Genomic DNA, 24,777 nt, shown 5'->3' with positions numbered 1-24,777 from the left:
CGGGGTGATCTCGGTACCGTTGTCGCGTGGCTGCCGACGACGAATCGACTTCTGGCCCCGCGGCACCGGTGGCGCACACGCTGCCGCCCACCTGGTCGGTGCGCACGCCACCGCGGTGGTTGCCGCGCGCGCTGCTCTATGTGGCCCTGGCCGCGGCCGGGCTGATCACGGCGTTCTGGGTACTGGCGAAGGTACAGGGCCTGCTCACCGTCCTGATGGTCTCGCTGTTTCTGGCCTTCGCGATCGAACCCGCGGTGAATTGGCTTGCGGCGCGCGGTGTCCGGCGCGGCGCTGGCACCGGAGCGGTGTTCGGCGTGTTGCTGGTGGTGATGGTCGCGTTCGTGTGGACGCTGGGCGCGCTGCTGGTCAGCCAGGTGACCATGCTGGTGAAGAACGCGCCGGACTACATCCAGGACGTGGTCGACTGGATCAATTCGACCTTCCACCAGGACCTGTCCGGCGACGACCTCACCAAGTACGCCTCCGAGTGGAGTTCCACGATCGAGGGCTATCTGGTGGGCCTGGCCGGAAACGTCTGGGGCATCGGCACCGTCGCGATCGGCGCCATCTTCCAGATGCTCGGCGTGCTGCTGTTCACGTTCTATTTCGCCGCCGACGGTCCGCGCTTCCGCACCTGGGTGTGCTCGTTGCTGCCGCCCAAGCAGCAGAAACACGTCTTGCGGGCGTGGGACATCGCGGTCGAGAAGACCGGCGGCTACATCTATTCGCGCGCCCTGCTCGCGCTGTGCTCCGCGGTCGCGCACTACGTGGCGCTGCGGGTGCTCGACGTGCCGTCGGCGTTCGCGCTGGCGCTGTGGGTGGGCGTTGTCTCCCAGTTCATCCCGACCGTCGGCACCTATCTGGCCGGGGCGCTGCCGGTGCTGGTCGCGCTGGTGCACGACCCGATCTCGGCGCTGTGGATCCTGCTGTTCATCGTCGCCTACCAGCAGTTCGAGAACTACGTGCTGCAGCCGCGCATCACCGCGACCACCCTGGACATGCATCCGGCGGTGGCCTTCGGGGCGGTGATCGCGGGCGCGGCGCTGCTCGGGCCGACGGGCGCGCTGCTGGCGATTCCGGTCACCGCCACGATCCAGGGCTTCGCCGGCGCGTACGTCCGCCGCTACGAGGTCGCCGAGGAGGCCGAGGCGCCGCCGCCGAAGAAGAAGCGCAAGGACCGCAAGCGGCCCGCCGCCGAATCGCCGAGCGAATAGGCCCGGCCGATGGCGATCGTGCTGTCGCTGGTCTCGATGCTGTCGACACTGCTCGGCGGCTTCGTCGCCATGCGCATCGGCGACCGCAAACATCTGGTGCTCGGACTCGCCGCGGGCGTGATGCTCGGCCTGGTGGCGTTCGACCTGATTCCCGAGGCGCTCGAGCAGACGACCGCCGAGGTGTACGGGGTGCCCGCGGTGCTCATCGCGGCGGTCGTCGGCTTCCTGAGCCTGCACATCATCGAACGCGCCGTCGCCATCCACACCGGCCACGAGCAGGAATTCGGCGCCCACCACCACGGTTTCGAGTCCGTCGGCCTGCTCGCGGCGGCGGGCCTGATCTTCCACAGCACACTCGACGGCTTCGGGATCGGCCTCGGCTATCAGGCGGGCGCGACCGTCGGTCTCTCGGTGGCGATCGCGGTGATCTGCCACGACTTCGCCGACGGCTTCAACACCTTCACCATCCCCACCCTCTACGGCAGCGCCCGCAAGCGCGCCTTCACCCTGCTCGGCCTGGACGCGATCGCCCCGGTCGTCGGCGCCATCCTCGGCACCATCATCAAGGTCCCGGAGCAGTGGATCGGTTTGTACCTCGGCTATTTCGCGGGGTTCCTGCTCTATCTCGCCACCGCCGACATCCTGCCCGAAGCCCACGCCGAGCACCCCTCGCGGCTCACCCTGCTGCTGACGGTGCTCGGCGTCGGCGCCATGTTCGTCGTCGCCGCGCTCAGCCACTGACGGGCGCGACGACCCGCAGCACCGCCTCGACCGACGCGTCGACGAGCGCGTCGTCCAGCGGCAGATGCCCGAACAGCGCGCGGAAGTAGATCGGCGCCGCGACCGTGTCGAGGACGAAATCGAGGTCGATCCCCGGGTCGACCTCGCCGCGCGTCATCCCTGCCCGCAAGGCCGCCGCCGTGGTCTCCCTGCGCGGCTCGAAGACGGTGGCGAGGAAGTGTTCGCGCAGTTCGGGATCGTTGGCGAGGTCGGCGACCAGCGCGGGCAGCACCCGATCGAGCGAGGTGTCGCGCAGTGCCGCCACCAGCTCGCGCAGGGCAGCGGTGAGATCGGCACGCAGGTCGCCGGTGTCGGGCGTGGGCCGCGTCCCCAGCATGTCGGCGACCACGGCCACCACCAGATGCCGCTTCGACTGCCACCGCCGGTAGATGGCAGGCCGGTGCACCCCCGACCGCGTGGCCACCTCCCCGATCGACAGCTCCGCGTACCCGTTGTCGTCGAGCACTTCTCGCGTCGCGGCCAACACCGCCGCGTCGATCCGCTCCTCCCGCACCCGGCCCGCCATCAGAACACCGGCCGCGGCACGAGCATCACGATCCACCCGTCCGGATCGGGAAAAGCCATGCCCCCGTTGGCCGCCCAATACGGATTCTCCGCCGCCACCGGCTCCACCCCGAACTCCCCCAGCCGCTGCACCGCCTCGAACATCGCGGTCTCCCCGTCGAAATAGAGGACGAGCAGATTCTCCGCACTCGGCGCCGCCCCCGGACTCCCGTCCACATGCGTCGTGAACTCGAGGTGATAGTCCGTCCCCGGCAGCCCGACCATCACCCCGTCATACCCGGCATGGTTCTCGAACCGATACAGCTCCCGCAACCCGAGCCCCTCGACGTAGAACCGCACCACCTCCTCCAGCCGATCAGTGGGCCGCGCAATCCGCACCTGCGCAACCCGCAATGAATCCGGCCAGGTCATCGTGTTCATGCCAAAACAGTACAGTACGTACCGAATCGAATCAATGCGCAAAAAACTGCTCCCCGGGGCGGAACTGAAAGTCTCAGTTCGGCTTTCCGGGGAGCAGCTACGAGCGGTCTTACTCCGCGGTGGCGGATTCTGCTTCGGCGGCCAGGGCTCGGCGGCGGATTCGGCGGGCGGCGGCGACCATGTTGCGCAGGGACGGGTCGAGCTGCCAGTAATGGCGGGTCTTGAGGCCGCCGTCGGGGTTGGCCCAGAGGCGTTCGGGGGTCACGGCTTTGGCGGCCTGGGTGAGGAGTTCGTCGAGTTCGTCGATGTCGGGGATCCGCGCCGAACGGCTCTCGTAGACGCCGGGGCCGACGCCGTGGCTGAGGCCGTGGCCGGTGGCGACGTCCTCGGTGAGGGCCTGCATGACCCATTCGATCGAGCGGGTCGCCACGATCGCGGTGACATCGGCGTCTAGCTGCTCGATCGCGTCGACCACCTCGGTGCGGCCGGAATAGCCGATGTGCGTGTGGATCTGGGTGTCGGGCCGCACGCCGGAGGTGGCCAGCTTGAACGCGCCGACCGCCCAGCGCAGGTACTCCTCGCGGCCCTGCGGACGCGGCGGCAGCAGCTCGCGGATGGCGGGCTCGTCGACCTGGATGATCGCGATCCCGGCCTTCTCCAGGTCGACCACCTCGTCGCGGATGGCCAGCGCCACCTGGTCGGCGGTCTCGTAGAGCGGCTGGTCCTGGCGCACGAAGGAACGGGCCAGCATGGTGACCGGCCCGGTGACCATGCCCTTGACCGGGCGATCGGTGAGCGATTGCGCGTAGGTGGTCCAGTCGACCGACATCGGCGCGGGCCGCGACACGTCACCGTAGATGATCGGCGGCCGCACACAGCGCGAACCGTAGACCTGCACCCAGCCGAAGCGGGTGGTGGCGAAGCCGTCGAGCTGCTCGGCGAAGAACTGGATCATGTCGTTGCGCTCGTGCTCGCCGTGCACGAACACATCGAGACCGATGTCCTCCTGCAGGCGGATCGTCGCCTCGATCTCGGCCTCGACCTGCTTGCGGTAGTCCTGCTCGGACAGCCTGCCCTGGTCCACCTCGTGGCGGGCCTGCCGCAGCTTGCCGCTCTGCGGGAACGAGCCGAGCGTGGTGGCGGGCACCAGCGGCAGGTTCAGCCGGGCCTGCTGCGCGGCGCGGCGCTCCACGTAGGGCTCGCGCTCGCGCATGTCCGGGGTGATCGCGTACACGCGCTGGCGCACGGCGTGCTTCTGCTTGAAGTGCACCTCGGTCGGGCGCTTGCGCCAGTTCTCCGACGGGCCCTCGGTGAGCGCCTTGGCCAGCGAGACCACCTCGCCCACCTTCTGCTTGGCGAAGGCGAGCCGGTCGGCGACGTTGCCGTCGATGTCGTATTCGGCGAGCACGTCGTAGGGCACGTGCAGCAGCGTGGTGCCGGTCGAGACGACGAGGTCGGGGCACACCTCGGCGATCGAGTGCAGGTAGTTCAGCGTCACGTAACGATCCGCGCGCCACACATTGGTGCCGCTGATGACGCCGGCGTAGATCCGCTTGCGCTTGATCCCGGGGATCGCCGCCAGCTCCTCCGGCGTCATCCGGTAGGAGGCCAGGTCGAGCCCGATGGCCTCGACATTGCTCGCGGCCAGGATGCGCAGCGCCTCGCCGAAGTCGCCGTACTGGCCGGTGACCAGGATGCGCGGGCGCAGCGGTGCCTTCGCCAGGCGCTGGTAGGCCTTCTCGAACGCGGCCAACTCGGACTCGGAACGCTCACCGGTGAAGCAGGGCTCGTCGAGCTGCACACAGGTCGAGCCGCGCTTGGCCAGGATCTCGAAGAGCTCCTCGTAGAACGGCAGCAGCTTGTCGAGCAGGCTCAGCGTGTCGAATTCGGCCTCGCCCGGCACGTGCCCGGCCTTGGACAGCAGCAGCAGCGACACCGGCCCGAGCACGACCGGACGCAATTCGATCCCGCGCGCCATCGCGCGGTCCCACTCGTCGAGCAGGGCCTCGGGGTGCAGCGAGAACGTGGTGTCGGCGTCGAGTTCGGGCTGGCGGTAGTGGTAGTTGGAGCCGAACAGGCGGACCAGTTCCAGCGGCGGCAGATCGGGATTGCCGCGGGCCATCAGGAAGTAGAAGTCCAGCGGGTCCATGCCCGCCTGGTACTCGGCGAACCGCGACGGGATCGCGCCGAAGAGCAGCGCGTTGTCGAGGATGTGGTCGTAGAAGGAGAAGGTGTTGCCGGGAACCTGGGTGAGTCCGGTCGCGGCCAGCTCGCTGAACTGACGCTCCTGGATGTCGCGACCCACCGCGAGCAGCTCCTCGCGTTCGAGCGACCCGCGCCAGTACGACTCGAGCGCGCGCTTGAGCTCGCGGTGCGGACCGATCCTCGGGTATCCGAGAACGCTCGACCCGAATCCATCGGTGACGTTGACCATGACCGCCGATACTCCCTTTCGATCACCTGCGCGTCGTCCGGACTCCGCCGGTCGCCGCGCATCGCTGCGCTCGACATAGCGCCGGGCCGCGCGAGCAGCTCCGGCTACAGCAGCTTAGGCCGCGAGCACGGCCCTTCGCCGTTCCCCCTGCAAACACCCCTGAAAAGGCCGAAGGCCACCGTCATCGCGCTTCGGGTGATGACGGTGGCCTCGGTCGAGCAAACCTATTTGCCGTACTGGTAGAAGCCGGCGCCCGTCTTCTTGCCGAGCAGGCCCGCCTCGACCATGCGCATCAGCAGCGGCGGCGCGGAGTACAGCGGCTCCTTGAACTCGGCGTACATCGAGTCGGCGATGGACTTCACCGTGTCGAGGCCGACGAGGTCGGTCAGCGCCAGCGGGCCCATCGGGTGGGCACAGCCGAGCACCATGGCCTTGTCGACGTCTTCCTTGGTGGCGAAGCCGGACTCGACCATCCGGATGGCCGAGAGCAGGTACGGCACCAGCAGCGCGTTGACGACGAAACCGGAGCGGTCGGCCGAACGCACGACCTGCTTGCCCAGCACGTCGGCGGCGAACAGCTCGGCGCGGCGGGCGACCGGCTCGCTGGTCTTGAGCGTGGTGACCAGCTCGACCAGCGGCAGCACCGGCACCGGGTTGAAGAAGTGCAGGCCGACCACGCGCTCGGGGTTGGCGGTGGCCACCGCGATCTTCATGATCGGGATGGAGGAGGTGTTGGAGGCGAGCACGGCGTCGGGGTCGGTGACCACCTTGTCCAGCTCGCTGAAGATGGCCGTCTTGACCTCTTCGTTCTCGACAACGGCCTCCACGACCAGCTGGCGATCGGCGAAATCACTGAGGTCGGAGGTGAAGCGCAGCCGCCAGGCCGCCTGCTCCCGCTCGCGCTCGGTGATCTTGCCGCTGCTCACGCCACGATCCAGCGAGCGCAGGATCCGCGCACGACCGGCGGCGGCGAGTTCACGGGTGGTCTCGTAGACGAGGACGTCGACGTGCGCGCGTGCGCACACTTCCGCGATGCCCGCGCCCATCTGTCCGGCGCCGATGATGCCGACGCGCTGAATCTTCTCGCTGCTCACGTCCCGCTCCTGCTGTGTGTCTGGCTCTGGGGTGGCTGGGGAGGTCATGACGACCAAAGTATAGGGATGCCCTCCCACGCCGGGGCTGTTCGGCGTGGGAGGGCGTACACCCCTACCGAGGTAGAGGAAAGACGTTGCTACTCAAAGCAACCCCTGGGGGATCAGTGGAACTGACCCTCTTCGGTGGAGCCCTTCAGGGCGGCCGTCGAGGTGTTCGGGTCCACGGTGGTGGCGATGGTGTCGAAGTAGCCGGCACCGACCTCACGCTGGTGCTTGATGGCGGTGAAGCCACGCTCGGCGGCGGCCTTGAACTCGCGCTCCTGCAGGTCGACGAACGCGGTCATGCCCTCGCGGGCGTAGCCGTGCGCCAGGTCGAACATGCCGTAGTTCAGCGAGTGGAAGCCGGCCAGGGTGATGAACTGGAACTTGAAGCCCATCGCGCCGAGCTCACGCTGGAACTTCGCGATGGTCGCGTCGTCCAGGTGCGCCTTCCAGTTGAACGAAGGCGAGCAGTTGTAGGCCAGCAGCTGGTCCGGGAACTCGCTGCGGACGGCCTCGGCGAACTTGCGCGCGACCTCGAGGTCCGGCACGCCGGTCTCCATCCAGATGAGGTCGGCGTAGGGGGCGTAGGCCTTGGCACGCGCGATGCAGGGCTCGATGCCGTTCTTCACACCGAAGAAGCCCTCGGCGGTGCGGGTGCCGTCCAGGAACTCACGGTCGCGCTCGTCCACGTCGGTGGTGAGCAGGGTGGCGGCCTCGGCGTCGGTGCGGGCGATGATCACCGACGGCACGTCGGCGACGTCGGCGGCCAGACGCGCGGAGGTCAGGGTGCGGATGTGCTGCTGGGTCGGGATCAGCACCTTGCCACCGAGGTGGCCGCACTTCTTCTCCGAGGCCAGCTGGTCCTCCCAGTGGACACCGGCGGCACCAGCGGCGATCATCGCCTTCTGCAGCTCGTAGGCGTTCAGCGCGCCACCGAAGCCGGCCTCGGCGTCGGCCACGATCGGGGCCAGCCAGTTCTTGACCGAGGTGTCGCCCTCGACCTTGGAGATCTCGTCGGCGCGCAGCAGCGCGTTGTTGATGCGACGGACCACCGACGGGACCGAGTTCGCCGGGTACAGCGACTGGTCGGGGTAGGTGTGGCCGGACAGGTTCGCGTCACCGGCGACCTGCCAACCCGACAGGTAGATGGCCTTCAGGCCGGCGCGGACCTGCTGCACGGCCTGGTTGCCGGTGAGGGCACCGAGGGAGTTGATGTAGTCCTCGTTGTTGACGAGGTCCCACAGGATCTCGGCACCACGGCGGGCGAGGGTGTGCTCCTCGACAACGTTGCCCTGCAGGGCGACGACCTGCTCGGCGGTGTAGTTGCGGGTGATGCCCTTCCAACGGGGGTTGGTGTCCCAGTCGTTCTGGATCTCCGCAGCGGTCTTCGGGGTGCCGACAGTCGACATCTCTGACTCCACTTCCTCGGTGTGGTCGGTGCCCTGCGGTGCGGGCCGTGAATCAACCGGTGGCTGAACGCTTTCGGTTGCGCGGCTCGTACTGCTGGCGCAATTTGCAGGCTTGCTAGGACTAGCCAATGCCTGAGGGGTGTACTTCCACACGATGGCACACCTGGAAATAGCCGTCTACCTGTTGCTTGTGTGAATCTCAGCTAGGTTTGCCGCCGCTGTTGCTAACTTTGCGAAATTTGCCTTGCGATTGCAAGCACCGCGCCTACCGACCGGTAGCGCTGACCAGGAGTTTTAGCATAACGCCCGTACTGTTTGCGCCGACCGCTCGGGTACCGCCCGACACGCCCAACCCTTCCACCTTGTGAGCTGTTTCACAGACCACGCCGGGCGGGAATGGTGTGCGTGTCGTCACTGCCCCGCCTGTTCTGGACACTCGTCCGCGAAGGCGCGAAAGTGACCCCATGAGGATTTCGAGGATCGCGGCCACGTCGAAGGTCGCGCTGGCGGTGGTCGCGGCGACGGCCGCGGTGAGTCTGGTCCCGACGGCCGCGAGCGCGCAACCGGGGGCGGGCAGCGTGGTCGGCGTCGAGGCGCTCGCCACCGCGGCGACGCCACCGGGCTCGGCCCGCGCCGAGCGGTTGATCTACCGCTCGACCACCGTCGGTGACCAGCCGACCACCACCAGCGCGGCCGTGTACTTCCCGGCCGGACCCGCGCCCGAGGGCGGCTGGCCGGTGATCGCGTGGGCCCACGGCACCGTCGGCCTCGGCGACGACTGTGCCTACAGCGTGGCCGGTCCGGCGGCCGTCGAGCGTGACTGGGCCTACCTCGGCACCTGGCTGAGTCAGGGCTACGCGGTCGTAGCCGCCGACTACGCCGGGCTCGGCGGCCCGGGTGAGCATCCGTATCTGAACGGAGTCGTCGAGGCGCACAACGTGGTCGACGGGGTGCGTGCCGCCACCGAGCAGTACGGCGAGCTGTCCAACCGCTGGGCCGTGGTCGGCCAGTCGCAGGGCGGCGGCGCCGCGGTGTTCACCGCCCGCTACGCGACCGAATTCGGTGGCCCCGGCCTCGACTACCGGGGCGCGGTCGGCACCGGCGTGCCCGCCTACATCGAGGACGTCGTCCAGCTCATCGGCCCCGGCATGCCGCCGATCGCCCTGAGCTCACATCTGTCGGCCTACGTGCTCTACATCCTCAACGGCCTGCGCACCACGTTCCCCGACCTGGACATCGAGGGCCTGCTCACCGAATCGGGCCGCACCTGGCTCGACCGCGCGACCACCGGCTGCATCGGCCCCCTGGGCGACGAACTCGCCGCCGCGAAGCCGTCGATCGGTAGCATGTTCGCCCGCCCGCTGTCCAGCATTCCGGACCTGCACGGCCTGCTCGCGCGCTACATGGGCCTACCCGAATCCGGCTTCGACCGCCCCCTGTTCCTCGGCCAGGGCCTCTACGACACCGACGTGGTCACCCCCGAAACCCTTCGCTACGCGGCCACCCTCACCGCCACCGGCGAACCCGTCACCTTGCACACCTACCCCACCGACCACGACGGCGCCGTCAACGCTTCTCTCCCCGACTCCCTCCCGTTCGTTCGAGGGTTGTTCGCCTGACTGCACGAACGCTCGCCCCGCTCGATGCGGGGCGAGCGTTGGAGGCGGATCAGGCGATACCGAGATCGTCGAGGGATTTCGCCGACAACAGTCGCCCGGTCCAGATATCGAGCTGATCCTCACTCGCCCCACGCATCGCAGTGACGACACGGGCGGGAATCGGCCCGAACTTCTGCGTCATCAAACGCAGCAGGACTTTGACCTCTCCTTCGGCACGGAGCCGACCGGCGGTGGTCATGAACGCCTCCTTCGCCTCGGGACCGATGTCGTCGACCAGGGTCTGCAGATCGCGATCCGCAGTATCGCCTTCACTGAGAATGTACGTCAGAACGGCCACGAGTTCATCCGCGTCGATCCGCCTCAGATCAGGCTCCAACATCCGCAACTCCAGGTGAAGCCTGGTATTGCCCGGAACTACCTTGAGCAGGACCTGAAGGATCCGGGTGGCGGGAGTGCCGGGGCGGGCGAGGATCTCGGCCAGCGGGGTGGCGGTGAGGTCATTGAGCAAGTAGCCCAACCGAGGCAGGTAGGGGTCGAGTTCGATACGAACCTCGTCGTCGACGTCGATCAGGTCGGCGAGCTGAGTACCGGCCGTCCACGAACCACCCTTCGGGTTCGCGTAGGTCACGATCGGCAGCACGAACGGGAGCACATCAGATCCCCCGGGATGGGTCTTACGGTGGTGCTTCCAGATCGACAACACATACTCGAGCAGTCGGAACGCCATCAGCTTGTCGACGCTGGACTGATGTTCGTGCAGGACATAGATGTAAGCCGGCCGGTCATCGTCGATAGTGCTCCGGTACAGCACATCACTCTCGGTGTGCGAGAGATGCTTCGACACGAACGTCACCGACTCACGTTCGAGCTCCCCCCAATTGATCCTGTTCGCGAGGATCGGCGCGACGCCCGCGACGATCGGCCGAGCCAGAGCAGCCGCGTTCGCCGGCTTGCTCAGCGTGTGCTTGACGAGACCATCGTGCGGATGATGCACCGAATCCCCCATAGCGACAAGCTATCTCCCCGGGCGTGGGACTTCCAAACGACGGAGCTTCTCGGCATCACCACCCAGGCCGTTCGTAGTGAAGGAGGAGACTGTGGTCGTGCGGGAGCTCGCGGATCGATGGATTCTGCGGTTGCGCAGGCGATTCGGTTGTCGATATCGACTGGGGCCCAGAGCATGTCCACTTGATCCTCGACAGTCAGGTGTCCATCGCCGTCGGCTACGGGACGCACCTGACGCCCGGCAACGGAAGCGCACTCGATCGCGATGCCAGGCCGCTGGCCGACTGGGAGCGGAGCGTGGCCGACGAGGCGATGCGGGGGCGCATCGTGTCCTCCGTCGGGTTCAGACAGAATCAGGCGGCAGTGTAGGAGGTGGCGTGGGAATATCTATCGCTGTGCAGAACCAGATCCATGAGCTGGTGCGGAGCTTTCACGGGCCGGTTGCGACGACGCTGGCAGAGATGGCTTTGGAAGCACCGACGGGAACCATGCTCGGTGGGATTCACGCGTACGCGGACACAATGTTCAACTCGTACCAGCTGACGTTGTTGCTGGATGAGCTCTCGAAAACAGTGACTCGAAACGAGCGCGAGGACGAGGTCGTGCATGTGCTGCGAGAAGCGGCGCGGGATGCGATAGATCGCCACGGATACCTCTGGTTCAGCGGTGATTGACGCCGCAGCTGAACCAACCTCGGTCCCGCGCCTGATCGAGTGTACGTAAGGTCTTGGGCGTGAATATGATTCGTTCAGGGTTGCTTGCTGCTGCTGTGCTGATGGTCGTGCCCGCGCTCGCGCATGCTGATCCGCCGCCGATCTTCAGTCAGGAAGAGCAGTGTGAGACGACTCGGGCGCTGGTGGACAGTGTGCGGGCGAGTGAGCCGGGGGCGACGCCGGAGCGGGTCGCGGAGGTGTTCGTGGAGCGGATGGATTCGATGGGGGCTTACAACCGGGTGCCGCAGGCGAAGGAATCGGATCGGCAGATCACGATCAGCAATATCGAGCGGTGCGGGCTGGCCTGAGCTGCGAAACGGCCGCGCATCGAAATGCGCGGCCGTCCAAGGTTCAGACCTGGGGTGGGTGCACCTTGCGCCAGTGTTCGGCGATGTCGATGCGGCGGGTGATCCAGACGCCCTCGTGGGTTTGGACGTGGTCGAGGAAGCGTTCCAGGGCGGCGGTACGGGCGGGGCGGCCGGCCAGGCGGCAGTGCAGGCCGATGGAGAGCATCTTCGGGTTGCCTTCGGCGCCTTCGCGATACAGGACGTCGAAGGCGTCGCGGAGGTGGGCGAAGAATTGTTCGCCGCTGGGGAAGCCGGCGGGCGAGGCGAAGCGCATGTCGTTGGTGTCGAGGGTGTAGGGCACGACCAGGTGGTTCTGACCGTGCACCTCGGTCCAGTAGGGCAGGTCGTCGGCGTAGGAATCGGAGTCGTAGACGAAACCGCCGTGCTCGACGACCAGTTCGCGGGTGTTCGGTGAGTCGCGGCCGGTGTACCAGCCCAGCGGGGGCGCGCCGGTGAGCTCGGTGAGGATGCGGACCGCCTCGGCCATGTCGGCGCGTTCGGTCTCGCGATCGACGAGCTGATACGACTTCCATTGCAGCCCGTGACTGGCGATCTCGTGGCCGAGTTCGGAAAAGGCCGCCACCGCTTCGGGATTGCGCTGCATCGCCCTGGCGACCGCGAAGATGGTGAGCGGCAGGTCGCGGCGTTCGAAGGCGCGCAGCACCCGCCACAGCCCGGCGCGGGAACCGTACTCGTAGAGCGATTCCATGCTCATGTGCCGGTTCGGGAACGCCTCGGCGGGGGTCATCTCGGACAGGAACGTCTCCGAATGGGGTGACCCGTCCAGGACGTTGTTCTCGCCGCCCTCTTCGTAATTCAGCACGAACTGCACGGCGATGCGCGCACCGCCCGGCCACTGCGGATCCGGGGGATTCGGCCCGTACCCGACGAAATCGCGGACCTCGTTCATGCGCTCAACTCCCCGTAGAGGCGCAGCCGGGCCAGGCCACCATCGGGGTAGATGTCGAGCCGGACCTCCTCGACCGAGGCCGCCACCGCGTCCAGCGCGAACCGGTGCCTGGTGTCGGGCAGCAGATCGGTGCGCGGTAGGAGTTCGACTTCGGTTCCGTCGCTGGTGAACCCGGTGAGCGAAGCGGCGCCGGGGCTGTTGCCGAGGAAGCAGGACGTGTCGATCTCGGCCAGCCGGATCGCGCCGGGGCCCGCCAATTTGATACGCACCCAGTCGTTTCCGTCGTCGCGGCGGCGCGCTGTCTCCCAGCCGTCGCCCATCACCCTGGCCAGGCCGGGGTAGAGCATCTGATTGGGTGAGCTGTAGAAGCGGTTGGAGCAGTCGAGCACGAGGGCGCCGTTCTCCAGCGCGGCCAGGTCGAGCGGGCCGAGGCCGAGCAGCGCCGGGTCGGGCCGCCCCTCGCCGTGCACCCGCAACCGGGCCACGCCACCGTCGGGATGCATGGTGAGTTTCACGTGGGTCCAACGGTTCTCGTCGTCCACGGCGAAGGGGTTGCGGCTGTCGCCGCCGACCTTCACCCGGTCGAGCAGCGTGACCCAGTCGGTGCGCGCGGCGATCTCCTCCGCGGGCGGGTAGCCCTCGATCGCCAGCGCCGCCACCGACACCTCGGGCGGATAGTTGCCCTTGAACCAGGCGGTGTCCACGACGACGCCCCTGATCACGCCGGGCACGCCCAGTCGCACGACGGCGCTGTCGTCGCCGGGCCTGCCGCGATGCCTGCGCGTCTCCCATCCGTCGTAGACCTGGCCCTTGTGCCCGAAGGTCGACGGCTGATACTCCGACGGCCCCGGCTTGATCAGGTTCTCCTTCTCGGCGAAGAACTCGTCGTTCGCCCAGATCACCGAACCACCCAGCGTGCGGACCGCCAGGTCGGGCAGCAGCGTGAAGTCCTCGCCGTGCTGTTCGCTCACCGTGCCTCCTCTTCTCCGTGCGCGGCGATCACCGCGCACCCGTTGTCCACTTCCGCGCCCGGCCGCGTCAGGACGGCGGCGTGCGCCGCGCGGCCAGGGCCTCGAGCACCTCGACCGTGAGTTCCGGTGCGCTCGTATCCAGTTCGGTCGCACCGCACCGCAGCCCGTGCAGCACCGTGGTGGCGAGCGCTTCCGCCGTGGCCGGCTCGTCGACGACCCCGCCCGAACGCCGCTCCAGATACGCCTGGAGCCTCGGCACGGCGACCTCGGTGGCGGTGCGGAAGAAGTCGTAGGTCGCCAGCCAGCGGGTGATCAGGTGTCCGGGATGCATGTCCCAGCCCTGGTAGTAGCCGCGGCGCAGGGCCCGCGCCACCAGGCGGTGATGATTGGCGATCGCGGCCTCGGGGTCGGCGTCGGGGACGATCTGGGTGGAGCCGTCGCAGATCCACACGCCGGTCTGCGCGGCTGCGACCTGCATGACCGCCTTGGCGTGGTCGGCGGCCGGGTGGTCCAGCGCCTGATCGGTGGCGGCGATACCGCAGGCCGCCGTGTAATCGTAGGTGCCGAAATGCAATGCGCTGCAACGACCGTCGGCGAGCTGGATCATGCGGGCGATCGGCGCGGTGCCGTCGGGGGCGATGATCGCCTGCGGGCTCTCGATCTGCAGTTCGAAGCGTAGGGTCCGGTCCGGCAGGCCGTAGCCGCTCTCCAGCCCGGAGCACAGGTCGACGATCGCCGCGACCTGTTGCGCCGCACGGATCTTCGGGATCGTGAACACGAACCCGTCCGGGACGCCGCCCGCCGCGTCGAGCACGAGATCGAGGGTGCGCAGGGCGCGGCGGCGTTCGTTCGCCGCGAGCCCCTTGGTACGGATGCCGAACGAGGACGGCGCCCCTGGCTGACCCGCCCAGCCCGCCAGCACCTTGCCCGCCGCGATCGCCGCCGCGTCCTCCTCGTCGTCGGCGCGGAAGCCGTAGCCGTCCTCGAAGTCGATGCGCAGATCCTGGATCGGCTGCTCGGTGAGCCTGCGCCGGACCGCGGGCGTGCTGCCGGTCGCGTCGAGGCCGGCGAGGAACTCGGCGTGGCGGTCGAGCAGGTCGAGGGCGGTGGCGCCCCAGTCGGCGGGGGTGGCGGCGGTGACGCGGTCGGCGGCCACGTAGGCGGTGTGCACGGGCTGAACCCGCTCGCCCGCGCCCGGATAGCGCGTCCGCAGTTCGGCGTCGACAGCGTCGAGCACCGCATCGATGCGGGCGTGGATGTGCGCGGGAAGATGGGCGTTCACCCGGCGGCTCCTTCCTGGATGAGCCGCCACACGCGATCGGCGGTCATCGGCAATCGGTCCGGTCGGGCGCCGACGGCGTCGCGAATCGCGTTCGCCAGTGCCGGTGCCACCGGGTTGTACGGGGACTCACTCATCGATTTGGCACCCAGCGGGCCCAACTCGTCAGTGGTTTCGGCGAAATAGACCTCGGTGCGGGGCAGATCCGCGACCTGCGGGATGTGGTAGTGACGCAGGGTCCTGGTGGTCACGACGCCGTGGTCGGTGCGCATGTCCTCGTAGAGCGCGGTCCCGATCGCCTGGGCCACCCCGCCCTCCACCTGGCCGCGCAGCTGCACCGGGTTCACGACGGTGCCCGCGTCGGCCACCTGGATCGACTGCAGCACGCGCACCTCGCCGGTGCTCGGCCGCACCGCGACCCGGAAGGCGTGCACATTGAAGCTCACCGACCTCGGGGTGCCCGCGTGGGTGCCGTGCGCGCGGAGTTCACCGTCGGCGAGGAGCAGCTCCGGGGTGATCAGGTCGGCGCCGCAGCGCACCCCCTCGGCCTCGAGCACGCAGTCGCGTTCGGGGTGGCCGGAGACCTTGGCCGCCCTGGCCAGCAGCATGGCGTGCAGTTCCAGCGCGGCCGCGTAGGTGGCCTTGCCCGCGACCATGGTGCCGGTGGAGCCGAAGGCGCCGGTGTCGTGGCCGACGACGTCGGTGTCGGAATGCCGGATCCGGATGCGGTCGGCGGTCGTGGCGAGCGCCGTCGCCGCCAGCTGCGCGTGGACCGTCGTGGTGCCGTTGCCGAATTCCGCTGTGCCAACACCGATCTCGTAGGCCCCGTCGGCACAAAGGGCGGCCGTGGCGTCGGCGTGGTGCCCGCGCGGCGGGACGGTGGCGATCATCGCGACCGCCATGCCCTCGCCGGTCCGCCAGTCCGGGCCCGGCGCGGTGACGCCGTTGCCGCGGCGTAGTGCCCGCTGCGCGGTATCGAGGCACTGGTCCAGGCCGTAGCTGCCGAAGGTCAGGTCGCTCTCGTCGACCTCGGCGCCGGTGAACCGGTCGCCGGGCACCACGACATTGCGGCGGCGGAACTCGAACGGATCGATGCCGAGCTTGCGGGCCAGTTCGTCGATGGCGGATTCGACGCCGAAGATCACCTGGCCGAGCCCGTAGCCACGGAAGGCGCCGGAGGGAACATTGTTGGTGTACACCGCTTTCGCGTCGACGCGCTTGTTCGCGCAGCGGTAGACGGCCACCGATTCGCCGACGGCGTGGAACATCACGCCGGCACTGTGGTTGCCGTAGGCGCCCGCGTCGGCGAGCACGTCGACACCGAGCGCGGTCAGCACGCCGGACGCGTCGGCGGCCGCGGTGACCTCGACCCGCATCGGGTGACGGCAGGTCGCCGAAGTGAACTCGTCGGTGCGGGTGTACTCGTACTGCACCGGATGCCCGGTGCGCAGCACGGCCAGTGCGATCAGGTCCTCGGCGAGCATCTCCTGCTTGGCGCCGAAGCCGCCGCCGACCCTGGTCGCGAACACGCGCACCCGGTCGCGCTCCAGCCCGAAGACGTGACACAGTTCGTCGCGGACGAGGAACGGCACCTGCGTGCTCGACCGGATGACCAGCCTGCCCGCGTCGTCGAGCCAGCCGACGCCGCCATGGGTCTCCAGGTGGACGTGCTGGACGCGCGGCGAATGCCACACGCCGCGAACGACTTCGGACGACCGCGCGATCGCCACGTCGAACTCGCCCACCCCGCCGTGGATCTCGGCAACGAGGTTGCGGTCCGGATCGGCGATCCGGGCTGATCTCTTGTCGGCGTGCAGCTTGGGTGCCGAGTCGGCGAGAGCCTCCGCCGGGTCGAAAACAGCGGGGAGTACCTGGTATTCGATCCGCAGCGCGCGCACCCCGGCGCGGGCGGCGGCGATCGAGTCGCCCACGACGGCGGCCACGCGCTGCCCGGCGAAGCGGACGGTTCGATCGAGGACGAAGGTGTCGTCCGGATCGTCTTCCCGCAGCTCGTGGCGCGCGGTCGAGAAGGCGGTGGTGGGTGCGTCGGCGTGGGTGAAGACCGCCCTGACGCCCGGAATATCCTGTGCCGCAGCGGTATCGATCGACACGATGTGTGCGTGCGGATGCGGGCTGGTCAGCACTGCCAGGTGCCACGGCGCCACGGGCGGCTGCCTCTCCCCCGCGCCGGGGACCACATCGAGGGTGAACGGTTCGGCTCCCCGCACGATCCGAGGGCCCGCAGGGGCACGCACTCCGTCGCCGATTCGCCCGGAGCCGTGCCCCGCCTCGACCCGCGCCTCGACGGCCGCCAGCGCGGTCTCACCCACCTCGGGACCGTCGCCCACCGAGACGGTCGTCCGCTCGGGCTCGCCCTCGGAGTACGAGTCGGCCCCTGGACCTGCCACGATCGCGGGTTGTTCGACGGACCCGCCGGCATCGGCTGTGCGCACGGAGCGCGGCGGGGTTCCCGCGGGGGCCCCGCTGGCGTGAACCGATCCAGCCTCATCTCTCAGGCCGGTGTCTCCGTCCGCTGCCGAACCGCATGTCGGGCCCCCCGAGCCCAACCTCCGTCCAGGTGAGCGTGTCTCGCCGGACCCTTCTGCCGCGGGGCCGCTGGTCCCCGTCAGCGAGCCGGCGTCGTCGGCCGACGCTGACCCGCGACCAGGATGGCCCGCGCCGGAACCCGGCTGAGGCGGGTGGGCATCGCCCGGGACTCCTGCCGCGAGGTCGGTGGGGTCGGGGGTCCCCGTAGACCAGGCGGCCGGGTTCGCGGCTGCGGGAGTTGTCCACAGGGATGCACAGGAATCGGCGATCGCCCGGTAGCCGGTGCAGCGGCACAGGTTTCCCTTCAGCAGCTCGGCGAGTTCGCCGTCGGCGACAGCGGATGCCGGCACCTGCGAGCTGCGCCTCTCGGCGCTGCGGCCTGGGACCGCGGGGTCGTCTGCACCCTCGGCAGCGGCGGTCGAACCCGCACTTTCGGCGCCGATGGCCGCCTTGTCGGGCGAAGCAGGCCCTACCTCGATGGCCAGGTCCGGTGCGTCGGTGGGCCGGTTACCGGCAGCGCGCGCCGACACCAGCCCGGTCGCTGTGACGACCATTCCCGCTGTGCAGAAACCACATTGGAAGCCGGCGTGTTCGAGGAAGCCGCGCTGCACCGAGTTCGGGCCGTCCGCGTCGCCCAGCCCCGCCGCGGTCGTCACGTCGTGCCCGTCGGCGCGGTGGGCGGGGATCAGGCAGGAGTGGACCGGCTCACCGTCGAGCAACACCGAGCAGGCGCCGCAATCGCCGGAATCACAGCCCTTCTTGACCGCGAGCTCGCCCGCTTCCCGCAGCAGCGTGCGCAGGCACTGTCCGGGCCGGGCGGTCACCTCGACCGCGCGGCCGTCGACGACGAGCCTCATGAACCACCTCCCGGCGCCGTGGTGAGGACGATCCGCCCGCGCAGGCCACCTTCGGCGAGCCGGGTGTGGGCGCGGACGGCCTGTTCGATGGGCAGGGTGTCGGCCACGCGCAGGGTCAGGTCGTAGCCGGCGAGGGTGGCGAGGGCGGCGCCGTCGGCGCTGATCCAGGTGTGGTGAACACGGATGCCGCGCAACGGGATCGGGTCGGCGCCGCCGACGACGGTGACGAAAGATCCCCGATTGCGCACCGCCGCCAGCGCCCCGGCGCCGAGCCCGGCGGTGTCGAGCACGGCGTCGACGCCACCCGGCACGAGGGCGCGCACCGCGTCGGCCAGGTCGACGGCCTCGCGCGGCACCACCCATTCGGCGCCGAGCCGCCGCACGAGTTCGGCATCGGCGTCGCCCGCCTGCGCGATCACCCGCAGCCCGCGCCACCGCGCGGCGATCTCGACCGCGAAACCGCCCACCGCGCCCGCCGCGCCTGTCACCAGCAGGGTGTCACCCTCGGTGAGTGCGAGCTGGTCCAGCGCCTGCAGCGCGGTGAGCCCGTTCAACGGCAGCGTCGCGGCTTCCACCGCGGACCGCCCGGCGGGCGCGGGCGCCACCGCCGACGCGTCGAGCACCAGGTAGTCGGCATAGCTGCCGAGCGAGCGATCCAGCAGGTCGCGCAGCCCGATCACCCGCTGTCCCAGCGTGAATCGGTCGACGCCGGCACCGAGCTCGTCGATCTCGCCGGCTACGTCCCAGCCGATTCCGGTCACCGCGCGCGGCGCCATCAGCCCGGCCTCGACCAGCGCGCCCGCCCTGGTCACCGCGTCGACCGGATTCACCGCCGCCGCCGACACCCGGATCCTGACCTGCCCAGGTCCCGGCGTCGGCACGGCGACGTCGACGAGCTCGAGTGCTTCCGGTCCGCCGAAGGTGTGGACGACCACTGCGCGCATGATGCTTTCTCCTCTTCCGTAGGTATCTCCGAACCTAGGGAGAGCTACTCTCTATCAGGAAGTACGCACTGCGAAGTGCGTACCGCACGCGAGGGAGAGCGATGAGCACGCGCACCGCCGCCGAGCGCCGCGCCGAGGCGGGCGCGGCCTACAACGCGTATCTGGCCGAATGCCCGGCGCGACAACTGCTGGACCGGATCGGTGACAAGTGGGTGAGCCTGGCGATCAACGCGCTCGCCGACGGCCCACTGCGCTACAGCGAGGTCAACCAGCTGCTGGCCGGCGTGAGCCAGAAGATGCTCACCCAGACCCTGCGCAATCTCGAGCGCGACGGACTGGTCACCCGCACCGTGCTGCCAGAGGTCCCGGTCCGCGTCGAGTACCGGCTGACCCCGCTCGGCGAGGAACTGCTGCCGGTGATGCGCACCATCAAGAGCTGGGCCGAACAGCACATGGGCCAGGTGCTGAGCGCTCGCGCCGCCTACGACGCACGGACCTGAGTTCACGCCGCCTCCCCGAGTTCGGCGGCCACCTCGGCGGCCAGCAGCGCGGTCACGTGGGCGCGCCAGTCGGGTGCGCCGTGCGGGTCGTCGAACCACACGTCCGGCTCGAGCTCGGCCAACGCGGCAGCGACCTCGAAGTCCGCTGGCACGGCGGCGAATTCGAGGACGACGGGGCGGGTGGTCGCGGCCGTAACGGTGATGGCGCAGCGGCCGTCGGCGGTGCGGCGGCCCATCACCACCGCGCCGGAACGCCCGAGGGGAGCCAGGGCGATCTTGCGGAAGCTGGTGCGCGCCAGCAGGCTCGCCGTGGGAACCAGGAAAGAGCGGACCACCGCGCCGGTGGCGAGGATGTTCTCGCCCGGACCGGTGACGAAGTCGCGCAGGGGGATCCGTCGCTCGCCGCCGCCGCGCGGCCAGATCACCGCCGTGGCGTCCAGAGCGACGAGCGCGCCGAGTACCGCGCCGGCGGGCAGCGACAGGCACACGTTTCCGCCGACGGTCGCGGTACGCCAGATCTTGTGCGAGGCCAGCAACGCCCGGCAGGCCTGCGCGAACAGCGCGGTGCCCGGCCAATCCGGACGCAGCAGCGCCGAGCCGAGTTCCCGGCCTGGCGCGGCACCGGCGAGTTCGGCGAGGGTGCAGGTCGCGGCGATCTCCAGGCCGTCGGCGTGTGCGCGCAGTGGCGCCCAGCCGAGCGCCGTGATGTCGATCAGGCGGTCGAGGTGATCGTGCGGTTCGGAGAACAGGAACGTCCCGCCCGCCAGGACGGCGCTGCCCGCGTCGAGCTGTGCCAGATCGGCGCGGTCGCGGGCGAGAACCACCTCCCGGACTGTTTCCAGATCCATGTTCACCTCGCTTACCTCACCAGCCACAGTAGGGGCCGTGAGTTGCCACGATGTTGCGCGACACCCGCCGTGGATTGCGGGGCGGTTAACCCGGTGTACGCCATCCAGTGTGCGCCGATCACGCCATCGCCGCAGCTCAGCGGGCGAGCTCACCGCCCACCGACCACTTCGGGCAGCAACGCTCCACCCCACCCGCCACCCACGGCCCGGGCGCTCACCCGGCCGACCAATGGCTGAGCAGCATCGGCTCCCCTGTCCACCAGCCACCAGCGGGCGACACGTCGCGCGCCACCCGCCACCGAACGCGCGAGCGCGCACCCACCGGTCAGCATCGCTGCCCCGTCGGCGGTCCTCACCACCCAGCCGCGCACTCAGCGTCCCGCGACCGACGCGGCCCGCGGGGGCGACACCAGCACCCACGGCCCTCTCACCAACCGTCGCCGGCACTGCCTGCACCCTGGGCAGCCTCGGCACCCACGGCGCCCCGCCGACCGTCGCCACCACGCCGCACATCACCCACCCGCAACCAGCACGGCCTGCGCCTGAGCGACATCCGCGCCGACGGCGTCCTCGTCGACGGTTGTCACCACCCCGTCGCGCACCACCTCGCGCCCGTTCACCAGCAGCGCGGCCAGTGGCGGCGCCGAGCCGAGCACCAGGGCGACCACCGGGTCGTCGATCCCGGCGTGGGCGGGGGTGTCGAGCCGCCACAGGGCTAGGTCAGCCAGTTTGCCGGGCTCGATCGAGCCGATCTCGGTCTCCCGGCCGAGGACGCGCGCGCCGCCCATGGTGGCCAGTTCCAGTGCGGTCCGCACCGTCATCGCGCGCGGCCCGCCGACCGCCCTGGCGTAGAGCAACGCATTGCGCGGCTCCTCGAGCATCGAACTGGACTCGTTGCTCGCGGCGCCGTCGACACCGAGGCCGACCGGTACCCCGGCCGCCACCAGCTCCGCGGTCCGCGCGATTCCGGCGCCCAGCCTGCCGTTGGAGGTCGGGCAGTGCGCGACACCGGTGCCGGTGCGCGCCATGGTGGCGATCGCGGGATCGTCGAGGTGCACGGCGTGGGCGAACCAGACGTCATCGCCCACCCAGCCGAGCCGCTCCATGTACTCCGCGGGGGTGCAGCCGAACTTGTCCCGGCAGAACTGCTCCTCGTCGACGGTTTCGGCCAGATGGGTGTGCAGCCGCACCCCCGCCGACCTGGCCAGCGCCGCGGATTCGCGCATCAGATCGCCGGTCACCGAGAAGGGCGAGCACGGCGCGAGGGCGATTCGCACCATCGCGTCGAACGACGGATCGTGCCACTGCTCGATCGCGGCGGTGCTGGCGGCGAGGATGTCGTCGATCGACTCGACCACCTCGTCGGGCGGCAACCCGCCCTGGCTCTCGCCCAGGTCCATCGAGCCGCGGGTCGGATGGAACCGCAGTCCCACCGTCGCCGCCGCACCGATCTCGGCCGCCAGCAGGTCACCGCCGCCGCGCGGGAAGACGTAGTGGTGATCCGACGAGGTCGTGCAGCCGGTCCGGGCCAGCGACACCAGCGCTCCGGTCGCCGCCACCCGCACCGACTTCTCGTCGATCCGCGCCCACACGGGATACAGCTTCTGCAGCCACTCGAACAGCGTGTTGTCTGCGGCGAGGCCCCGGGTGATCCACTGATAGAGATGGTGGTGGGTGTTCACCAGGCCCGGAGTGAGCAGGCAGCCGCGACCGTCGATGCGTGCCACGCCCGCCCCGAAGTCAGGCGCCCTGCCCGCGCCCAGCGCGTCGATCCTGTTGCCCCGCACCGACACCCAGCCGGTGCGATGCTCGGTGCCTGCATCGTCGACGGTCACGACCGCGCACCCGTCGATCACCAGATCCGGCGCGCTCACGGCAGCCACGCGAGCCCCGCTTCCGGCGCGTCCGCGCGCTGCAACGTCGCATGGATGGAGCCGTAGGGGCGGTCGGCCGCCCAGAACACCTCGCCGGCGTTCTCGACCCCGAATCTGGCCAGGTCGTAGTCGAAATGGTGTTTGTTCGGCGCCGCGAGCCGGATCTCGGCGAGCATCGGGAAGCGTTCCAGCACAGCGGTTCCCATGGCGTGCAGGGTCTGCTGCAAGGCCTTGGAGTAGGTGGTCGCAAACAGTTCGAGCAGCGTGGCCTCGATGCCCGCGTACACCTCGTCCCAGTCGAAGCCGGCGGTCTCGGCGAAGCGCCATCCCACATCCAGCGAGGTCGCCAGCACGCGATCGTGGGTCGGGGCGAGGGTGGTGTATTCGTCGGTGAGGAAGTCGGCGAATTCCGAACCGGTGGACTTGAGCACCACCAGGTCCTTGATCCCGCCGAGCACCCAGGTCTGCCGATCCGCCCCGCTGCCCGCCACCGTCACCGCCGCGGTGCGCACGTCGGGGCCCTGCCTTTTCCAGGTGTGGTCGTGCTCGGAGCCATTGATCGAGACCCGCTGCCAGCCGAACGATTCCACGTCGATTCGCGCGCTCGACACCGGCTCGACGGTGTCGACGAAATGCGTGGCCAGCGCGATCGCGTATTCCTCGATCGTGTCGAGCCCCGGCCGCTTCGCGAAGACGAACGCCGTGTTCTTCTGAGTATCCGTAGGCAGGACGTGACGCTGATCACCCTCGGTATAGGCCGCCGCGAAATCCCCACGCAGCGTGGTGGAGACATTCACATCCCGGATCTCGTGGCGCGCGTTCTCCTTGTAGAAGCGCACCACCCGGTTCTCGGCCTTGCCATAGCGATTGTCGGTCAACACGATCGGGCCACTCAATGCCATCGGGGTCCTCAACTTCCTCGGTAGGTGGAATAGGCGAACGGCGACAACAGCAGCGGCACATGCAGATGCGGCTGCTCACCCACCGTGAACGTGACGCGGACTTCGGGATAGAAGGTCTCCACACCCTGCGCCGCGAAATAGCCGCCGGTGTCGAAGAACAGGTGATAGTCGCCGGGATTCAGGCCGGCGGCGAGCTCTTTCACCCGGCCGTCGGCATCGGTGAGCGCCTCGGTGAGCCGCTGTTCGCCGCGGACCAGCCAGACGGCGACGCCGGCGGCGGGCACGCCGCGCACCGCGTCGAGGACGTGCGTGCTCAGGCTGGTCACGATGCCACCAGCCGGGTGAGCCGCAGACGGTTGATCTTCGCCAGTTCGGTGCGCATGACCTGCCTCTCGGTCGTCGGATCGTTGTCCAGCCGCGCGCGCAGGACGGCGAGCAGCTCCTCGCCGCTTCGCCCCGCCGCGCAGACCAGGTAGAGATGGCCGAACTTCTCTTCGTAGGCGCGATTGCCCTCGCTCAGCGCGGCAAACACCGCCGCGCCGGAAACCCCGGACTGCTCGCGCGCCGAGGCCGCCGAGGTCGGCCGGTCCCCGATCCGGGGGTGCCCGGCCAGCGCCTCGTCGATCTCGGCCTCGTCGAGCGCGGCCAGCGCCGCGTCGGCGGCGGCCAGCAGGTCGTCCACGCTGTCGTACGGCCGCGCGGCGGCGACGGCCCGCGCCCAGCGTGGCGCCGAGCAACAGGAAAGCAATACCGCCTCGGCGGCCTCGGCGGGCAACTCGTTGAAACCCGCGAGGCCGGTCGCTTCGCTCGTCATCGATCCAGCATCTCCCCATCTCCGGGGCCCCGCCAGCGTGTGTGGTCGGTCACGTCGGCGTGTCGTCGCCCTCGCGCTCCCCTGCTGTAATCGAGCGGCAACATGCGCTGATTAGCGTCGCGCCCATGCCCCCACTGGAACCGCCGCCCGCGCACGCCTCGTGCACGGGCATCGTGCTCGCGGCGGGCGCAGGGACACGGTTCGGCAAACCCAAGGCACTCGCCGCAGGCGGCGCCTGGCTGCGGGGCGCGGTCACCGCACTGCGCGACGGCGGATGCGCACCGGTGATCGTGCTGCTCGGCGCGACGGGTCCCGATCCGGCGACGGTGGCGCTGCCGCCCGGCACCGAGTGGCGCTGGGTCGCCGACTGGGCGACGGGATTGTCGGCGACGGTGCGCGAAGGGCTGCGCGCGGCCGCCGAGGCGGACACCCGCTATGTGGCGTTCCTGCCCGTCGACGTTCCCGATATCGGCGCCGAGGTCGTCGCCCGGGTACTCGGCGCGGCGGCCGCGAGCGAGAGCGGACTGGCGCGTGCTGTGTTTCTCGACACACCAGGCCATCCCGTTGTGATCGAGAACAAGCACTGGAAAGCGGTTTCCGCTGTTGTCGGCGGGGATGCCGGTGCCGGTTCCTATTTGGGCGGCAGACAGGATATGGTGTGCGTCACGTGCGGCGACTTGGCGACAGGGACCGATCGCGATTTCCCGGAAGACGACGCACGGTGATCGG

The 24,777-nt window shown here is 69.5% G+C and carries 24 protein-coding genes; 8 read left to right on the top strand and 16 right to left on the bottom strand.

The window, feature by feature from the left end; genetic code table 11:
* Nucleotides 1–26: 26 nt before the first annotated feature.
* Both DFR69_RS20100 and DFR69_RS20095 read left to right on the top strand, forming a co-directional pair.
* Nucleotides 27–1,214 carry an AI-2E family transporter gene (locus tag DFR69_RS20100; protein ID WP_110039136.1) on the top strand — a complete coding sequence of 396 codons (1,188 nt, stop codon included), beginning with the start codon at nucleotides 27–29 and terminating at the stop codon, nucleotides 1,212–1,214.
* Nucleotides 1,215–1,223: 9 nt separating this feature from the next.
* Nucleotides 1,224–1,955, top strand: a complete 732-nt coding sequence (locus DFR69_RS20095; protein ID WP_110039135.1) for a ZIP family metal transporter — start codon at nucleotides 1,224–1,226, stop codon at nucleotides 1,953–1,955.
* Here the strand turns inward: DFR69_RS20095 and DFR69_RS20090 are convergent.
* The 5 genes from DFR69_RS20090 to aceA all read right to left on the bottom strand — a co-directional run bounded on the left by DFR69_RS20090 (nucleotide 1,945) and on the right by aceA (nucleotide 7,918).
* Nucleotides 1,945–2,520, bottom strand: a complete 576-nt coding sequence (locus DFR69_RS20090) for a TetR/AcrR family transcriptional regulator (protein WP_110039134.1) — start codon at nucleotides 2,518–2,520, stop codon at nucleotides 1,945–1,947. The two genes, DFR69_RS20095 and DFR69_RS20090, sit on opposite strands and share 11 nt — an antisense overlap.
* Entirely contained in the window at nucleotides 2,520–2,939 is a 420-nt protein-coding gene (locus DFR69_RS20085; protein WP_110039133.1) for a VOC family protein, read from the bottom strand. Before DFR69_RS20085 ends, DFR69_RS20090 begins: the two co-directional genes overlap by 1 nt.
* A gap of 109 nt (nucleotides 2,940–3,048) precedes the next feature.
* Nucleotides 3,049–5,373, bottom strand: a complete 2,325-nt coding sequence (gene metE, locus DFR69_RS20080; RefSeq protein WP_110039132.1) for a 5-methyltetrahydropteroyltriglutamate--homocysteine S-methyltransferase — start codon at nucleotides 5,371–5,373, stop codon at nucleotides 3,049–3,051.
* A gap of 224 nt (nucleotides 5,374–5,597) precedes the next feature.
* Entirely contained in the window at nucleotides 5,598–6,467 is an 870-nt protein-coding gene (locus tag DFR69_RS20075) for a 3-hydroxybutyryl-CoA dehydrogenase (protein WP_110039131.1), read from the bottom strand.
* Between the two features lie 161 nt (nucleotides 6,468–6,628).
* Nucleotides 6,629–7,918, bottom strand: a complete 1,290-nt coding sequence (gene aceA / locus DFR69_RS20070) for an isocitrate lyase (RefSeq protein WP_110039130.1) — start codon at nucleotides 7,916–7,918, stop codon at nucleotides 6,629–6,631.
* Nucleotides 7,919–8,382: 464 nt separating this feature from the next.
* Between aceA and DFR69_RS20065 the strand changes: the two genes are divergently transcribed.
* Nucleotides 8,383–9,537, top strand: a complete 1,155-nt coding sequence (locus DFR69_RS20065) for an alpha/beta hydrolase (RefSeq protein ID WP_110039129.1) — start codon at nucleotides 8,383–8,385, stop codon at nucleotides 9,535–9,537.
* Between the two features lie 49 nt (nucleotides 9,538–9,586).
* On the opposite strand, the gene DFR69_RS20060 is transcribed toward DFR69_RS20065, so the two are convergent.
* The gene (locus tag DFR69_RS20060; RefSeq protein WP_110039128.1) at nucleotides 9,587–10,543 is read right to left on the bottom strand and encodes an Rpn family recombination-promoting nuclease/putative transposase; all 957 of its coding nucleotides are present in this window, start codon (nucleotides 10,541–10,543) and stop codon (nucleotides 9,587–9,589) included.
* A gap of 182 nt (nucleotides 10,544–10,725) precedes the next feature.
* Between DFR69_RS20060 and DFR69_RS20055 the strand changes: the two genes are divergently transcribed.
* From DFR69_RS20055 to DFR69_RS20045, 3 genes are all read left to right on the top strand, one after another.
* Nucleotides 10,726–10,911 (top strand): hypothetical protein, encoded by a 186-nt coding sequence (locus tag DFR69_RS20055; protein ID WP_110039127.1) that lies wholly within the window; start codon nucleotides 10,726–10,728, stop codon nucleotides 10,909–10,911.
* Between the two features lie 26 nt (nucleotides 10,912–10,937).
* Entirely contained in the window at nucleotides 10,938–11,216 is a 279-nt protein-coding gene (locus DFR69_RS20050; RefSeq protein ID WP_110039126.1) for a hypothetical protein, read from the top strand.
* Nucleotides 11,217–11,311: 95 nt separating this feature from the next.
* Nucleotides 11,312–11,563 (top strand): hypothetical protein, encoded by a 252-nt coding sequence (locus DFR69_RS20045; RefSeq protein WP_110039125.1) that lies wholly within the window; start codon nucleotides 11,312–11,314, stop codon nucleotides 11,561–11,563.
* A 43-nt stretch (nucleotides 11,564–11,606) separates the two neighbouring features.
* Here the strand turns inward: DFR69_RS20045 and puuE are convergent, their stop codons facing one another.
* The 5 genes from puuE to DFR69_RS20015 form a co-directional block, all read right to left on the bottom strand.
* On the bottom strand, nucleotides 11,607–12,512 hold the full coding sequence (gene puuE, locus DFR69_RS20040) for an allantoinase PuuE (RefSeq protein WP_110039124.1): 906 nt from the start codon (nucleotides 12,510–12,512) through the stop codon (nucleotides 11,607–11,609).
* Nucleotides 12,509–13,483: an allantoicase gene (gene alc, locus DFR69_RS20035; RefSeq protein WP_110039123.1), complete on the bottom strand. Its 975-nt coding sequence runs from the start codon at nucleotides 13,481–13,483 to the stop codon at nucleotides 12,509–12,511. Before alc ends, puuE begins: the two co-directional genes overlap by 4 nt.
* 67 nt (nucleotides 13,484–13,550) lie before the next feature.
* Nucleotides 13,551–14,765, bottom strand: coding sequence for a DUF6986 family protein (locus DFR69_RS20030; RefSeq protein WP_110039122.1), 1,215 nt, complete (start codon nucleotides 14,763–14,765; stop codon nucleotides 13,551–13,553).
* The gene (locus DFR69_RS20025) at nucleotides 14,762–18,166 is read right to left on the bottom strand and encodes a molybdopterin cofactor-binding domain-containing protein (protein WP_244198363.1); all 3,405 of its coding nucleotides are present in this window, start codon (nucleotides 18,164–18,166) and stop codon (nucleotides 14,762–14,764) included. The genes DFR69_RS20030 and DFR69_RS20025 overlap by 4 nt, the downstream gene beginning before the upstream one ends.
* Nucleotides 18,163–19,110, bottom strand: coding sequence for an NADP-dependent oxidoreductase (locus tag DFR69_RS20015; RefSeq protein WP_110039121.1), 948 nt, complete (start codon nucleotides 19,108–19,110; stop codon nucleotides 18,163–18,165). Before DFR69_RS20015 ends, DFR69_RS20025 begins: the two co-directional genes overlap by 4 nt.
* Before the next feature lie 101 nt (nucleotides 19,111–19,211).
* On the opposite strand from DFR69_RS20015, the gene DFR69_RS20010 reads away from it, so the two are divergent.
* On the top strand, nucleotides 19,212–19,610 hold the full coding sequence (locus DFR69_RS20010) for a winged helix-turn-helix transcriptional regulator (protein WP_110039120.1): 399 nt from the start codon (nucleotides 19,212–19,214) through the stop codon (nucleotides 19,608–19,610).
* Nucleotides 19,611–19,612: 2 nt separating this feature from the next.
* On the opposite strand, the gene DFR69_RS20005 is transcribed toward DFR69_RS20010, so the two are convergent.
* From DFR69_RS20005 to uraD, 5 genes are all read right to left on the bottom strand, one after another.
* A complete protein-coding gene (locus DFR69_RS20005) occupies nucleotides 19,613–20,458 on the bottom strand; it encodes an FAD binding domain-containing protein (RefSeq protein WP_110039337.1) in 846 nt (281 codons plus the stop codon).
* Nucleotides 20,459–20,970: 512 nt separating this feature from the next.
* The gene (locus DFR69_RS20000; RefSeq protein ID WP_167456348.1) at nucleotides 20,971–22,332 is read right to left on the bottom strand and encodes an 8-oxoguanine deaminase; all 1,362 of its coding nucleotides are present in this window, start codon (nucleotides 22,330–22,332) and stop codon (nucleotides 20,971–20,973) included.
* Complete coding sequence (gene pucL, locus DFR69_RS19995; RefSeq protein ID WP_110039118.1) at nucleotides 22,329–23,234, bottom strand: factor-independent urate hydroxylase; 906 nt, start codon at nucleotides 23,232–23,234, stop codon at nucleotides 22,329–22,331. Before pucL ends, DFR69_RS20000 begins: the two co-directional genes overlap by 4 nt.
* An 8-nt stretch (nucleotides 23,235–23,242) precedes the next feature.
* Nucleotides 23,243–23,560, bottom strand: a complete 318-nt coding sequence (uraH, locus tag DFR69_RS19990) for a hydroxyisourate hydrolase (protein WP_110039117.1) — start codon at nucleotides 23,558–23,560, stop codon at nucleotides 23,243–23,245.
* On the bottom strand, nucleotides 23,557–24,048 hold the full coding sequence (gene uraD, locus DFR69_RS19985) for a 2-oxo-4-hydroxy-4-carboxy-5-ureidoimidazoline decarboxylase (RefSeq protein WP_110039116.1): 492 nt from the start codon (nucleotides 24,046–24,048) through the stop codon (nucleotides 23,557–23,559). The genes uraH and uraD overlap by 4 nt, the downstream gene beginning before the upstream one ends.
* A gap of 125 nt (nucleotides 24,049–24,173) precedes the next feature.
* Between uraD and DFR69_RS19980 the strand changes: the two genes are divergently transcribed.
* A complete protein-coding gene (locus tag DFR69_RS19980) occupies nucleotides 24,174–24,773 on the top strand; it encodes a nucleotidyltransferase family protein (RefSeq protein WP_110039115.1) in 600 nt (199 codons plus the stop codon).
* The last annotated feature ends 4 nt before the right edge of the window (nucleotides 24,774–24,777 follow it).

It is taken from the genome of Nocardia neocaledoniensis (genome assembly GCF_003182135.1).
Taxonomy (GTDB): domain Bacteria; phylum Actinomycetota; class Actinomycetes; order Mycobacteriales; family Mycobacteriaceae; genus Nocardia; species Nocardia neocaledoniensis.
Note: the sequence above shows the minus strand (reverse complement) of the source record. Positions and strands in the feature narration are given on the sequence as shown.

Excerpts from the sequence above, each read along its gene's own strand:
- DFR69_RS20025 (WP_244198363.1), bottom strand. The coding sequence starts at position 18,166 with ATGAGGCTCGTCGTCGACGGCCGCGCGGTCGAGGTGACCGCCCGGCCC.
- DFR69_RS20090 (WP_110039134.1), bottom strand. The coding sequence starts at position 2,520 with ATGGCGGGCCGGGTGCGGGAGGAGCGGATCGACGCGGCGGTGTTGGCC.
- DFR69_RS20005 (WP_110039337.1), bottom strand. The coding sequence starts at position 20,458 with ATGGATCTGGAAACAGTCCGGGAGGTGGTTCTCGCCCGCGACCGCGCC.
- DFR69_RS19980 (WP_110039115.1), top strand. The coding sequence starts at position 24,174 with ATGCCCCCACTGGAACCGCCGCCCGCGCACGCCTCGTGCACGGGCATC.
- DFR69_RS20060 (WP_110039128.1), bottom strand. The coding sequence starts at position 10,543 with ATGGGGGATTCGGTGCATCATCCGCACGATGGTCTCGTCAAGCACACG.
- DFR69_RS20010 (WP_110039120.1), top strand. The coding sequence starts at position 19,212 with ATGAGCACGCGCACCGCCGCCGAGCGCCGCGCCGAGGCGGGCGCGGCC.
- DFR69_RS20065 (WP_110039129.1), top strand. The coding sequence starts at position 8,383 with ATGAGGATTTCGAGGATCGCGGCCACGTCGAAGGTCGCGCTGGCGGTG.
- pucL (WP_110039118.1), bottom strand. The coding sequence starts at position 23,234 with ATGGCATTGAGTGGCCCGATCGTGTTGACCGACAATCGCTATGGCAAG.
- puuE (WP_110039124.1), bottom strand. The coding sequence starts at position 12,512 with ATGAACGAGGTCCGCGATTTCGTCGGGTACGGGCCGAATCCCCCGGAT.
- aceA (WP_110039130.1), bottom strand. The coding sequence starts at position 7,918 with ATGTCGACTGTCGGCACCCCGAAGACCGCTGCGGAGATCCAGAACGAC.
- DFR69_RS20015 (WP_110039121.1), bottom strand. The coding sequence starts at position 19,110 with ATGCGCGCAGTGGTCGTCCACACCTTCGGCGGACCGGAAGCACTCGAG.
- uraD (WP_110039116.1), bottom strand. The coding sequence starts at position 24,048 with ATGACGAGCGAAGCGACCGGCCTCGCGGGTTTCAACGAGTTGCCCGCC.
- metE (WP_110039132.1), bottom strand. The coding sequence starts at position 5,373 with ATGGTCAACGTCACCGATGGATTCGGGTCGAGCGTTCTCGGATACCCG.
- DFR69_RS20085 (WP_110039133.1), bottom strand. The coding sequence starts at position 2,939 with ATGAACACGATGACCTGGCCGGATTCATTGCGGGTTGCGCAGGTGCGG.
- DFR69_RS20095 (WP_110039135.1), top strand. The coding sequence starts at position 1,224 with ATGGCGATCGTGCTGTCGCTGGTCTCGATGCTGTCGACACTGCTCGGC.